Source organism: Flavobacterium sp. ST-158 (assembly GCF_058309975.1).
Genome location: NZ_JBZEEN010000010.1, coordinates 124,924 through 138,192, shown reverse-complemented (window position 1 = coordinate 138,192; position 13,269 = coordinate 124,924). Strand labels below are relative to the sequence as shown.

The following is a 13,269-nucleotide window of genomic DNA, read 5'->3' as shown; positions in this document are numbered from 1 at the left end:
GGCTATTGTGTGGTCTTGTACCTAATTATCATAGTATTTCTGATTTTAGGAAGGATAATCCATCGGGATTAAAAAAGTTGTTTAAACTCTTTGTTTCTTTCCTTAAAGATTTCGACTTAATCGCAGGAGAAACCATTGCCATCGATGGTACAAAGAGTCGTGCCCATAATAGCAAAAAAGCCAATTTCAGTCAAAAGAAAATCGACCAGCATCTGGCTTATATTGAGGAAAAAACACAAGAATATTTAAGCGAGTTAGCACAAAACGATCAAAACGATTCTAGTGTTAGTATTAGCAAAATCCAGGAAAAAATAGAGCGGTTAAAAACCAATAAAATCCGTTACGAACTTCTGGAAGAAAAACTAAGAGAAAGCGGCGAACCACAGATAAGTACTACCGATGAAGATGCCAGAGCTTTACTGGTACAAGGTCAGGTAGTTGAAGTAAGTTACAATATTCAGGCTGCGGTGGATAGCAAACATAATTTGGTAGTAGCCACTCATACGATTAACCGTAATGATCGTAATGCTTTGTCGGCTATAGCCGTTGAGGCAAAAGAGAATTTGGAGATAGATACCTACACCGCCTTGGTAGACAAAGGTTATCATAACGGACGAGAAATCACCCAATGTAAAGCACAAAACATAACCACCATTGTAGCCCATCAGGAACAAGGCAAGAGCAACGAAAACGGCACACAACCCGAGTATTTGGTATCGAAGTTCCATTACAACAAAGAGGACGACACTTACACTTGTCCTCAAGGTGAAATCTTGAAAACTACGGGAAGTTGGCATAAAAAAACAGGCCGAACCGAAAACAGCGGTTATCAATTTAAAAAATACCGAACTCCAGCCTGCAAGGAATGTCCGGTAAAAGAACTTTGTACCAGTAGAAAAGGCGGTAGGGAAATAGACCGCAGCCAGTATGCCGATGCGGTAGAAGAAAACAACAAACGCTATCAGGAAAACCAAAAATTATACCGCAAACGACAAGAAATCAACGAACACATTTTTGGCACCATAAAAAGGCAATGGGGTTACAATCACACCAATTTAATAGGACTGGAAAAAGTAAACGGAGAGCACAGCCTGATAATGCTGGTGTATAATATTAAACGCAGTATTAATATTCTGGGCGTTCCTGATTTGATAGCCAAAATCAAGAGTTGGAATGCCAAATACCCAACAAATGGTTTTCTTTTTATAAAAACGGCTTATTTAAAGCTAAAATTAGACTTGATTGATAGTCAAACTCCATTTGCTGCCTAAAAAAAACAGCCTTCTAAAAAGGCTTTATTTGGGTTGTAGTTTATGAAAATGGGGAGATTTAAAAGAAAAAACGAGGTTTTTTCACAGCCTGACGTGCCGCGGCTTGCAGCAGTGGCGACTATTTTAATGATTAGTTGTAAAGATATGTAAATTTCTGGTTGAGTATTTTCCGGCTGCGGAAAATCTAAACCAGCCATTGCTGCAAACCGCTGTTAGCAGTAGTTGCTATTATCCTCTTATCGCCGAAATTGTGTAAATTCTATTTTCTGTTTTCTTTTTCAAAGCGAATAGTTTGTCATTCAGTTCAATGGCTTCATAATTTTCAGAGTTTATAGAATCTTTAGACACAAACCATTCAGGCACTTTCGATTGATATTTCTCTAACGCTTTTTCAAATTCCTGAACTGTGATTGGTTTGTACGATTTAAATATTGAATCTAAACTAGATACTTTTTTATATTTTATTGAACTGAAAGCACAAATGTTCAAATATGAAGTGTTTTTGATTTCATAGCTATCGCGAGTTATAATCTCAGGAAACCAACCCGTAAGCCTTTTGTTTGTTATCTTTTTGAAGTCTGCGTAATTAGCATAATATTGTTCGAATTCTCCATTTCCACAAGAGAAAAATGAGAGAGAAAAGATAAACGTCAATATTAAAAGTGTTTTCCTCATGAATGGTGACTGGCAATTACTGCTAACTAGTTTATATGCGCATAAAACAGACTAGTTTTATTCCAAAACGGTATGTTATTCGCATGTTTTTGTTATTATTATTGCGCATTATTTTTTTAATACACTTTACAAAAATAAAAATATTTCTTACATACACAAAAACAGCCGCTTTAAAAACGGCTGTAAATGGATATTAAATATTTTCTATCCCGAAGTTTCGGGACTGCTTTCTGCTTACTGTAATCTAAAATCTTGCAATCTTCTCTTTCCAACCCTGATAACCTTTACTTGGTAAATCGTTGTTGGTATTAGCTAAAACCTGTTCGGTTTGTTTTTTATTGATTTCCGAAAGTTGTTCAATACTGTTGTAAACGCCACTTTTTAATCCCGAGAGATAAGCCGCTCCCAAGGCAGAAACATCAGGATTGCGTTGTTTGTTTAATGGAATTCCTAACAAATCAGCCAGAAAATGAATTACAAATTGGTTTTTAGTCATACCGCCATTAACCGAAATGGATTTTAAAGCCGCCTGCATGTCTTGTTCCATGGCTTGCACCACATCTTTAATTTGGTACGGAATACTTTCCAGAGCGGCACGTACAATATGATTTTTAGTAGTGCCAAAAGTCATTCCTTCAATCGATGCTTTTCGGCTCATTTGCCAGTGTGGTGCGCCCAGTCCGCTAAAAGCCGGAATCAAATATACGCCGGCATTGTCAGTAATTGCTGTTGCCATAGCCTCGGTTTCGGAAGGAGAAGAGAACAATTGCAATTCATTTTTGAGCCATTCAATCGTCGAACCACAGGAAACAATAGCGCCTTCTAAGGCATAATCCACACGGTTTTCGGTACTCCAACAAATCGTGGTCAACATTCCTGCTTGGGACAAAACAGCTTGGTCGCCAATGTTCATCATAATCGAACTTCCGGTTCCCAGAGTGACTTTGGCAGTGCCTTTTTCAAAACAGCCTTCTCCAAAAGTCGCTGCATGCGAATCGCCAATCAAGGCTGTCATCGGAATGGATAAAAATTCTTTTAAATTTAAAATACTGCCCCAGTCGATAGTGGCAAAATGGTGTGAAGAAGGGCAGGCAAGAGGCAAGTTGAGTTGGGATAATCCCCATTTGTCCAGGATTTCCCTGTCCCATTCCAAACTATGAATATTGAACAATAAGGTTCTGGACGCATTGGTATAGTCGGTTTTGAATTGGGCACCATGCGTCAATTTGTACAAAATCCAACAATCAACAGTTCCAAAATATACTTCGCCATGGCTTACTTTTTGTTTTAATTCAGCATCATTTTCTAGAAGCCAAAGCAATTTGGTACCCGAAAAATAAGGATCGAGCAGCAAACCTGTTTTTTGTTTGATGAACTCATTTTGTCCTTTTGCCATCAAGTCGGCACAAATTCCAATAGAACGTTTACAGGCCCACACCACGGCCGGAGCTAAGGCTTTGCCTTCGCTGTCCCATAGCACAAAAGTTTCTCTTTGATTACTGATACCGCAGGAAACAATATCGTGAATATTAAAGCCTTTGTCGGTGAAATCATGGAGGCATTCGCTTACCGAATCCAGTACGTTTTGATAAATGTCTTCCGGATTTTGCTCGACAAAACCATTGTCAAAATAATTGGTTTTTAAGTCCACGCAGCCTTTGGCGGCAGCCTGCCCTAATTCGTCAAAAATGATGGTTTTGGTACTGCTGGTACCCTGATCGATGGCGAGAATGTATTTTTTCATGTATTTATTTCGAGTTAGTTTTTTCTTTTTTGCTTGATCAAAAAAGAAACAAAAAAATCAAGTCTTTACTTCCTCGTCGGTCAAATTAGTTCTCGAATGCTAAAAGAAAAGAACTCGCTGCGCTCAAACAGCTTTTCTTTTTACGCATTCTTCAAACATTTGACACTCGCCTGCGGAAGTTTAGGACGATTAAAGAAACCTCTTAATAACCTTAAATTCTTAATAGTTTAAAAAAAGCTTATTTATTTTTCTGATTCATTTTATCAATAATCACTGCCAATAAAATGACAATCCCTTTTACAACCTGTTGCCAAAAAGGCGAAACATCCAGTAAAACCAATCCGTTGTTCAAGACTCCAATAATAATGGCGCCTATCACAGTTCCGGTAACGGTTCCAACACCACCCGAAAGCGAAGTACCCCCAATAACTACCGCTGCGATAGAATCCAGTTCGTAACTCATACCGGCATTAGGTTGCGCCGAGTTCAGTCGGGAAGTAACCAAAACACCTCCTACAGCAGCCATCATTCCCGCAATACCATAGACCGCGAGTTTGACTTTGTTGATGCTAATTCCTGATAAAAAAGCCGCTTTTTCATTGCCTCCGATGGCATAGATATAGCGCCCAAAGGTCGTTCGGTTGGTCAGAAAGACCACAATCAACACCATAATAAGCGAAATCCAAACTGGTACTGGTATACCCAATATCCAGCCGGAGCCAATAAATTCAAAATTAGGACCAAGATTCGAAATCGGAATTCCTTCGGTATAAAGCATAGTTAAGCCGCGAGCAATGGTGAGCATGGCAAGCGTGGCAACAAAGGGCGGAATGGCAAATTTGGTGATGACCCAACCATTGAACAAACCCAGTAACATACCGATAAGCATGGCTGCCACAATAGCTCCCAAAACCGTAAATCCAACAAATAAATCCATGGATTCAAAGGAAAGTCCGCTTTTTAATAAACCGGCACAAACGGCTGCCGAAAGTCCTAAAACCGAACCTACGGATAAGTCAATTCCGGCCATCAAAACCACTAAAGTCATTCCGACCGAAATACACACATTCACAGAAATTTGTCGCAAGACATTCCAAAGATTGGTGCTGGTCATGAACTTATCGGATAAAAGGCTGATAAATAAACACAGTAGAAATAAGGCAATCAATGATTGCGATTTTTTGATAATCGGGTGGTTAATAGAGATGTTCATAATTATTCCGGTAAGGCTGATTTTAATAATTTATCTTCGTTGGCTTCTGCGGCCAGATAGGAAGCTTTGATTTTTCCTTCTGCCATGACTAAAATTCGATCCGAAAGCGCGAGGATTTCGGGAATTTCAGAGGAAACTAAAAGAATACTCATTTGGTTGGCTGCGAGTTCTTTTATTAGGTTGTAAATTTCATTTTTGGCATTAATATCGATGCCTCGAGTAGGCTCATCCAGCATTAAAATTTGCGGATTGGTTGCGAGCCACTTGGCTAAAACTACTTTTTGCTGGTTCCCACCGCTTAGGTTTTGACACAATTGCGTCTCGGATGGGGTTTTAATGCGTAGTTTTTCGATATACTCTTTGGCGGCAGCCTTATCTTTTGTATTACTCAAAAATCCTAATGTTTTCAAATTGGTCAGGCTGATATTAGAGGAAATATCCATACCTAAAACAAGTCCTTCAGTTTTGCGGTCTTCGGTTACAAAAGCCAATCCGTTTTCTATAGCATTTTTAGGTTTTTTATGAATGCTTTTGAGGCCGTTTATTTCAATGTCAAAGTCAGCGTTGGAAGGATGCATCCCAAAAATAGTTTCCAATAATTCGGTTCTTCCTGCACCCATTAGGCCAAATATCCCCAGAATTTCTCCTTTTTTGAGTTCGAATGAAATATCCTGAAGCAATTTACGGCTTTTATTATTCGGATTGATGAGGTTTAGATTTTCGACTTTTAAAATCGTATTTTCAAAATGGTTTTCAGTTGTTTTTTTCTCGATTAGTACATCACGTCCTACCATTTTACGTATCAAATCCTGTTCGTTAGTAGCTTTCATTTCGCCGGCATCAATGGTGTTTCCGTCTCTTAAAACGGTGTAACGCTCCGCAATTCGGAACAATTCATCCATCTTATGCGAAATGTACACAATGGTTTTTCCTTCGGATTTCAATTCGGCAATGATGCGGTGTAAATTCTCAATTTCCTTGTCGCTTAGGGCGGAGGTAGGTTCGTCCATCAAAATCACATTGGCATTGCTCAACAAAACCTTGGCAATTTCAACCAATTGTTGTTCGCCCACTTTCAGTTTTTGTACCAATGTTTTAGGAGCAACTTTCAATTGGATTTTTTTAAAAAGACGTTGCGCTTCGGCTTCCATTTTCGCCTTATCCAAAAGTCCTAATGAAGTTCTGATTTCTCTTCCTAAGAACAGATTTTCGGTTACATTGAGTTCAGGAATAAGGTTTAATTCCTGATGAATCATGGCAATTCCTGCATTTTGTGCTTCTTTGATACCCGAAAATCGCACCGATTCACCGTTGAGTTTTATCTCGCCCTCGTATTCGGTGTATTCGCCTGTCAAAATCTTCAACAAAGTCGATTTGCCCGCACCGTTTTCCCCCAAAATGGCATTAACCTGAGCAGGATAAAAAGTGAAATTTACCTGATTCAGCACCTTAACGCCCGGGAATTCTTTCGATATATTTACTGCTTCTAACAATTTACTGAAGTTTTATTTGGGTTGGAATAACGGTGATATCTTTAAATAAATTTTGGTTTTTGCTTAATTTGATCGCACCTGTAAAGGTGATACTGTCACCTATTTTTACCTTTTTGATTGCAACCGGAATAACGCTGTCTCTGACAATATGGTTTAAAGATTCAGATACTTTGTTGAACTGTGCATTGGTTTTAAAATCGGTTAGTTTTACCAAACCGGAAGCATCACGGATGGCGTTTCCAAAGATGTATTTGGTGTCCACATAAATCACTCCGTTTTTTTCGTCGGCAATGGTATACAATCCGTCTTTGACATCCAGGATTTTACCGGTGCTTTGAATCATGAAATAAGCTGAATTCCCTATCCCCAAACGGTTTCCATATTTTTTGAAAGCCGTTTTTGGATTGTTTTGAAATAGGTTTATTAAATTGTTCAAAGAAATGTTTTTCTTGTTCTTCAAAATACCTTTAAAGTAGATGGAATCGGCATAAGCTGCAAAATCAAAATTTTCTTTTTTGGCATTTTTAACCTCGCTAAGTTTTTTGAAATAGACTGAATTGTAGCCTAATAAAGCTACAATAAGGATGGCTAAGAGTAGGGTATACTGTTTTTTCATCTTAATAATCTTTAATGTTGGCTGCATTTACTAACTCTACTTCAACCGGTACGCGTTGCGGGAAAACACGTCTGCCTTTAAAATATTCATCGGCATATTGTGCGGCTGTTTGTGCCATCACTAAGGGGAATTGCATACCCGTTGCCACAATTTTCTTTTCACGAATTTTTTCAATCACATCACCGGCGCCGTCAAAACCAAAAATTTTTACTTTATAGGCTTTACCTGCTGATTGTAAGGCTTGAAAAGCGCCCATAGCCATGGCATCATTTCCACAAAAAACTGCATCGATATCCGGATTAGCCTGCATGATGGTTTCCAGTACTTCCATGGCTTTGTTACGGTCAAAATTGCCACTTTGTTGTGCCACCATTTTCAGATTTGGAAATTTATCCACCACCGAATGGAATCCGCCAGAGCGTGCCCAGGTGTTGTTGTCACCCACTAAGCCCAGAATTTCCACATAATTTCCTTTTTCTTTCAGCTCTTTTACAAACTCAATTCCAATAGAAACACAGCCTGAATAATTATCCGAAAGGATTTGGCTGGTAGCCGCATCATCAGCATTGATTTCTCTGTCCATACAAAAAACTGGTATTCCGGCAGTTTTGGCCTTTAATACATTAGAAATTGAACCATCAGAATCGGTTGGATTTAACAAGATGGCGTCATAGCCTGATGAAATTAGATTTTCAAAATTATCCGATTCAATCGCCGGATTGTTTTGTGAGTCAAAAATTTTGGCTTCATAGCCTAAAGCTTTGGCATTTTTAGCCGCTGCTTCGGCAAGCATCACAAACCAGGGATTGTTTAGTGTAGATACTACGACCGCAATTTTTGGTTTTTCGTTCTTATCTTTTGAAGAACATCCAAAAACTAAAATCAAAGTCAAGAGGAGTAGAGAAAGCTGTTTTATTTTCATAGCTAGCTGTTTATTGGTTTTTTCAATGGTCTTGGTTGGTTAAGTGGTTCTATGTGCAATACATTTTGCTATGGAATCAGTTGTAATGCGGTGTTTTTTAATCCTTCAGCCGAAATACCATAATGGTTGAAAATTTCAATTTGAGAACCGGAAACCGTGTGATCGTCCGGTAATCCTACAATTTTAAACGGATTGTGATTTCCATTTTGGAACAATAATGAAGCCACAGCTTCGCCCAAACCTCCGTAAATAGAATGTTCTTCAACAGTAATAATCGGTTTTCCATTAGCCGCTGCAGCTAATAAAAGTTCGTCGTCCAAGGGTTTGATGCTATGAATACTCACAATTTTACAGGAAATTTGATGGTCTTTTTCCAAAAGTTTAGCGGCTTCTACACAAGGTAAAACGGCTTCACCGGTAGCGATGAAAGTCAAATCATTTCCGTCTTGAATCAGACGGCCTTTTCCAATTTTAAAATCAGTAGCCTCTGCATTTAGGTTCACCGGCATGGTCTTTTTTCCAAAACGGATATATACCGGGCTTGACATTTGAGCGGCTTCTTTAATCGCTTGGGCAGTTTCAAAATTATCTGCGGGTGCCACAATACTGATGTTGTTGATGGCTCTCAAAACAGCATAATCATGCAAACTGTGGTGTGTAGTTCCTAAAGCACCATAGCTCACTCCGGCACTAATTCCAATTAGTTTTACTGGATTGTCTGAATAGGCCACATCATTTTTAATTTGTTCCAAAGCTCTGGCGGTTAGAAAACAGGCCGGAGAAACCGCAAAAGCTTTTTTGCCCATGCTGGCTAATCCGGTAGCGACTCCTACCAGATTTTGTTCGGCGATACCCACTTCTACAATCTGTTCCGGATATTTTTGTCCAAAAGGCACCAGTTTTCCTGAGCCACGAGAATCACTCGTAACCACCATAATGTCTTTATCGGTAGCGGCTAAATTTTGAAGTACTTCTGAAAAAACTTCTAAGTTAGCTGCTGCTGTTGCTTGTTTTGTTTCCATTATTGTTGCGTTTTTTCCAGTTCTTCTAATTCTTTATCCAATTCAGCTATTGCCTGATGGTATTGCTCTTCGCTAGGTACACCATGATGCCATTTCAATACATTTTCCATGTAACTGATTCCTTTACCTTTAGTGGTATGTGCGATGATAAAAGTTGGTTTCCCTTTTTCCAAAGGCAATCCTCTCAAGGTTTGAGACAGTTTTTCAATATTATGTCCGTCAACATGTTTTACCGCCCAGCCAAAAGCTTCTAATTTTTTGTCAATAGGTTCCAGTCCCATGACATCTTCATTAGCAGCGGTAATTTGGAGTTTGTTGTAATCCAAAATAGCACATAGATTATCCAATTTATAATGTGCTGCAAACATCATCGCTTCCCAGTTGGAGCCTTCTGCCATTTCTCCATCACCCAAAATGGTATATACTTTTACAGGCGAATTATCTTTTTTGGCAGCCAAAGCTGTTCCGGCACAAATAGGCAAACCATGTCCTAATCCGCCCGTATTTTGTTCAATTCCTGGAATAGATTTGGTAGGATGTCCAATGTAAGGAGAGTTATATTGGCACATGGTTAGTAAATCTTCCTCAGGAAAAAAACCTTTGTCAGCTAAAACCACATATAAGGCTTCTACACTATGTCCTTTACTCTGGATGAAACGGTCTCTGTCATTGGAATGAAAATTTTCCGGAGAAACGTTCATCACATCATTGTACAGCACATTCAAAATGTCCAAAATAGACAAACTTCCTCCTGTATGCCCTGCCTTGGCATTATAGATGTATTTGAGTACTTTTTTTCGATACTCAATGGATTTTCTTTGTATTTTTTCTATAAGCATGATGTGTTGTTTTTAGTGTTTGTATACTTCCCAACCCATGTAATTTCCAAGTGCTTCTTCAAGAATAGTAGCTGTTTTGGAAGCATTCATTACTACATGGTGCTCGAAGCCATTTTTGCAAACATATTGCATTAATCCTTGCAAATCGGGGATTTGAGCTACAGCTCTGTTTCCAAAAGTATTCAACTCGTCGTTGGTTAATTCGCCTTCACCAATGTACACTTTGATAATTCCTTTTGGGTCATCGGTACTGATACGTCCATAAGTCAACGGCATAGCTGGCGTTCTTCCGTCCAGAGCGCCATAAGTGTTTTCTACACCTACAGTAGTTCCTAAAATTGGTGCGTTACTCAATTGAATATCCGGTAAGAAGGATTTGGCCCAGTTACCACAGTGGAATAACACACATTTTTCTGGATCATCAGCATAGTTGTTATTCCAGTCCACCAAGGCACTTGGAGAGCCCGAAGCCAATTGCATGGCATACATACTCAAAGTTCCAGTTACGTCAACCTCACAGGCACTAGGCAACATGTTTTCGCTCATGATACTCATGCTGGTACAAACATTACAACCGTAGTTTTGCTGTAAAGAAGTCCAACACTGGATAGCGGTAGCATCAAGGGCGTATTCTTCCATATATTCTTTTAATACGACGTCCAATTTGGCAATTTGAATCATCGCTTCATTAGGCGTTTTTCCTTGAGCTACATAAGCATTGATGGATTCTAAATGTGCTTTTACTTTGGCATCGTCAGCAGTCAGTTTATTGGCTTTTCCTAAGATTTCTGATAAGTCGAAAGTGGTTACACTAATTCCGTGTCGTTGCAATATTTTTTCGGAATAACGAACGGTATTGAATGCACCAGGTCTTGCTCCAATGGCTCCAATACGTACGTTTCGCATTCCTTTTACTACGCGACATACAGCAGTAAAATCTAATAAGTCTTTTTGGAAAATAGGGTCAGAAGGACTCATTACGTGCTGTGAAGTCAGCGAATATTTAATTCCGTATTGGTATAAGTTGTTGCAAACGGAGATTTTTCCACACCAGGAATCACGACGGTTTACCACGTTCATTTTTGTCAATTCATCCGGATAGGCCTGAATTAAAATAGGAACATTTAAGTTGGCTAACTTTAAAGTGTCAGCAACACCTTTTTCATCACCAAAATTAGGTAGTAATACTAGTATGCCCATAATTTCATCCTGATGTTTTTTGAATAAATCGGCACATTTTTGTGCTTCTTTATAGGTTTCTACACCGCCTAGTTTAGTGGCATTGCTGTCTAATAAAATAGGTTTGATGTTTAGTTTTTCAAATACTTCAATGATTTCAGTTCTTGCTTTTTCTACTAAACTGTCTGGAAAAAAATCTCTGTTTCCTATGATTACTCCTAATGTTGATGTTGCCATTTTCTTTGCTTTTTTTATGTTTTTTTGTGTTTTGTCTTTTATGCTACGATAACTTCAATTTCGTTGTCTCTAAATACTTCTCTGTGTTTTTCCTCAATACCATCATCAGTTATGATGTAATCTATCAGGGACAAGGCTCCTAAACTGGCCAAAGCACTTTTGCCAATTTTAGAACTATCAGCCACGAGATAAGTGACTTCGGCTGCTTCAATCATCGCTTTTTTTACTACTAAATCACTGATACTAGGGTAGGTGAGTCCTGATTTTAGGGAAATTCCCGCTGTCGCCAAAAATAATTTCTGCACATTGAGTCCTTTGAAGAAATCAGCTGCTTTTTGGCCAGTCAGGGATAATGTGGGTGGTTTGAATTCGCCTCCGGTCATAATGACTTCAATATCCGGATCAGTTCCTAATAATAAGGCTATGTTTAAAGCATTGGTAATTACGGTTAGCTGTTTGTGTCCTTTAAGTTTCTTGGCTATTTCAGTAGTGGTGGAACCAGAATCTAAAATAATGGTATCTCCGTTTTCAATAAATTCTAAGCATTTTTGGGCTATAGCCGATTTCTCTTCTAAATTTTCCTGACGTTGAAGCGAAAAACTTCTTACCTGATCTTCAACGTTTTTGATACTCGCTCCGCCGTGTTCTTTCAAAATTAGCCCCTCACTTTCTAATTTTTCTAGGTCCTGACGAATAGTTACTTCTGTAACTTTGAATAAACGCGCTAAATCGATAACTTTAGCAAAGCCGTCTTCTTTTAATAAATCGAGTATTTTCTCTCTTCGTTGATTGGGTAACATTTTTGTATTGTTTTTAGTGTTAGTGAAAAACAAATATAAAAGAAAATAAACGAAAGAAAAAGAAAATAAAAGTTAATTTTTGATAGAGTAAACTAAATTTTAAGAAGTCATTTTATTATTCTAAAAAAATAAGGGTTTTTATTGTCTACAAGATTGCAAAGCTTTCAGGTTTTGTTTAGTATTTCCCGCAAACTTGTCATGTTGACGAAGGAAGCATCTCATGAAGGAAATTCGAATTTTTCTTACTGTTAAGAGTACGGATTGCTTCGTTAGTTCGCATTTTATGTATGTAAATTCCAATGAACGTTTGGGTGTATATCCGTGCAATCGGGTTTTCATAGCCTTAGTTTAGTGAGATTGCTACGCTATCGCTCGCAATGACTTAGACCGCTTAATATGTCATTGCGAGGAACGAAGCAATCTTATCCAGTAATTTCAATTTTTTTATGAAAACCAGTAAGGATTTATGTTTAGTAAACCGCGTTGCAAACGCTACGATTTATCTATTTATGTAAGTAGGCACTCGTTGCAAACGAGCGCCAGATGGTAGTGATTCTTTAGTTTTTATTAATAATCATTGAAATTTTCATCTTCCCAAATTTTTTGGACTAAATATCTTTTACAAAAGTTGTAACGCTTTATTATTCCTTTTTCAGGATTTCTATTGTATTTGAAAATCCAAATTTCGTTACCGACTATTTTTATTCTACGAAATTTACGATGACCGCAAGCATCACTTGAACAAATCTGAATGGAAGATTTCTTTAAAATCACTTTTCCTTTAGTATCAATTATTCGGTCGATAGTAGTTACTTTTTTGTGAGCTAATTTCCAAAAAATGAATTTTCGTGGCTTCTCAATTCTTTCCGTTTTTAAAGTGAGTTCTTTGATAAAACATTCTTTTTTATTTCGGATAGTGTCCAAAGCAGTGTTTATATTGTTTGTTCCAAATGCGGAAAAAGAATAGAAATTTAAAAAGATTGCTATTAAAACTATTGTTCGCATTTTCTTCTTTTGCCAATGAATAAGTATAATAAAGAACCTATAAATGGAACCAAAAGAACCACTAAAATCCATATAAGTTTGTCATTATGGAGAAACTTATTTTTTAAAATATCGATTAAACAATAAATCCAAAGTCCAAGAGATAAAAAGATTATTATTTGCCAAAACATTAGCCCAATTGAGAAATCATTAATTACCTTATCCATATTTTTATTTTTTCTGTATACTTATTAAAATTTTTAGTCAATTTTCA

The 13,269-nt window shown here is 37.8% G+C and carries 13 protein-coding genes; 1 reads left to right on the top strand and 12 read right to left on the bottom strand.

The window, feature by feature from the left end; translation table 11 throughout:
- The coding region (locus AC4FRF_RS14930) for a transposase (RefSeq protein WP_491160609.1) at positions 1 to 1,271 on the top strand (1,271 nt) is incomplete at its 5' end.
- A 228-nt stretch (positions 1,272 to 1,499) separates the two neighbouring features.
- Here the strand turns inward: AC4FRF_RS14930 and AC4FRF_RS14925 are convergent.
- The 12 genes from AC4FRF_RS14925 to AC4FRF_RS14870 all read right to left on the bottom strand — a co-directional run bounded on the left by AC4FRF_RS14925 (position 1,500) and on the right by AC4FRF_RS14870 (position 13,186).
- Positions 1,500 to 1,946: a YbbD-related protein gene (locus AC4FRF_RS14925; RefSeq protein WP_491160607.1), complete on the bottom strand. Its 447-nt coding sequence runs from the start codon at positions 1,944 to 1,946 to the stop codon at positions 1,500 to 1,502.
- A gap of 244 nt (positions 1,947 to 2,190) precedes the next feature.
- Positions 2,191 to 3,690 (bottom strand): FGGY family carbohydrate kinase, encoded by a 1,500-nt coding sequence (locus AC4FRF_RS14920; RefSeq protein WP_491160605.1) that lies wholly within the window; start codon positions 3,688 to 3,690, stop codon positions 2,191 to 2,193.
- Between the two features lie 238 nt (positions 3,691 to 3,928).
- Positions 3,929 to 4,903, bottom strand: coding sequence for an ABC transporter permease (locus AC4FRF_RS14915; protein WP_491160603.1), 975 nt, complete (start codon positions 4,901 to 4,903; stop codon positions 3,929 to 3,931).
- Between the two features lie 2 nt (positions 4,904 to 4,905).
- Positions 4,906 to 6,396, bottom strand: coding sequence for a sugar ABC transporter ATP-binding protein (locus AC4FRF_RS14910; protein WP_491160601.1), 1,491 nt, complete (start codon positions 6,394 to 6,396; stop codon positions 4,906 to 4,908).
- Position 6,397: 1 nt separating this feature from the next.
- A complete protein-coding gene (locus AC4FRF_RS14905; protein WP_491160599.1) occupies positions 6,398 to 7,012 on the bottom strand; it encodes a DUF2291 domain-containing protein in 615 nt (204 codons plus the stop codon).
- A 1-nt stretch (position 7,013) separates the two neighbouring features.
- The gene (locus tag AC4FRF_RS14900) at positions 7,014 to 7,934 is read right to left on the bottom strand and encodes a D-ribose ABC transporter substrate-binding protein (RefSeq protein ID WP_491160597.1); all 921 of its coding nucleotides are present in this window, start codon (positions 7,932 to 7,934) and stop codon (positions 7,014 to 7,016) included.
- A 68-nt stretch (positions 7,935 to 8,002) separates the two neighbouring features.
- On the bottom strand, positions 8,003 to 8,956 hold the full coding sequence (locus AC4FRF_RS14895; protein ID WP_491160595.1) for a transketolase family protein: 954 nt from the start codon (positions 8,954 to 8,956) through the stop codon (positions 8,003 to 8,005).
- Positions 8,956 to 9,795 carry a transketolase gene (locus tag AC4FRF_RS14890; protein WP_491160593.1) on the bottom strand — a complete coding sequence of 280 codons (840 nt, stop codon included), beginning with the start codon at positions 9,793 to 9,795 and terminating at the stop codon, positions 8,956 to 8,958. The genes AC4FRF_RS14895 and AC4FRF_RS14890 overlap by 1 nt, the downstream gene beginning before the upstream one ends.
- Before the next feature lie 12 nt (positions 9,796 to 9,807).
- On the bottom strand, positions 9,808 to 11,211 hold the full coding sequence (locus AC4FRF_RS14885) for an L-fucose/L-arabinose isomerase family protein (protein WP_491160591.1): 1,404 nt from the start codon (positions 11,209 to 11,211) through the stop codon (positions 9,808 to 9,810).
- Between the two features lie 38 nt (positions 11,212 to 11,249).
- On the bottom strand, positions 11,250 to 12,011 hold the full coding sequence (locus tag AC4FRF_RS14880; RefSeq protein ID WP_491160589.1) for a DeoR/GlpR family DNA-binding transcription regulator: 762 nt from the start codon (positions 12,009 to 12,011) through the stop codon (positions 11,250 to 11,252).
- Between the two features lie 567 nt (positions 12,012 to 12,578).
- Positions 12,579 to 13,016 (bottom strand): hypothetical protein, encoded by a 438-nt coding sequence (locus AC4FRF_RS14875; protein ID WP_491160587.1) that lies wholly within the window; start codon positions 13,014 to 13,016, stop codon positions 12,579 to 12,581.
- Positions 13,004 to 13,186 carry a PLD nuclease N-terminal domain-containing protein gene (locus tag AC4FRF_RS14870; RefSeq protein WP_238929410.1) on the bottom strand — a complete coding sequence of 61 codons (183 nt, stop codon included), beginning with the start codon at positions 13,184 to 13,186 and terminating at the stop codon, positions 13,004 to 13,006. The genes AC4FRF_RS14875 and AC4FRF_RS14870 overlap by 13 nt, the downstream gene beginning before the upstream one ends.
- Positions 13,187 to 13,269: the final 83 nt, after the last annotated feature.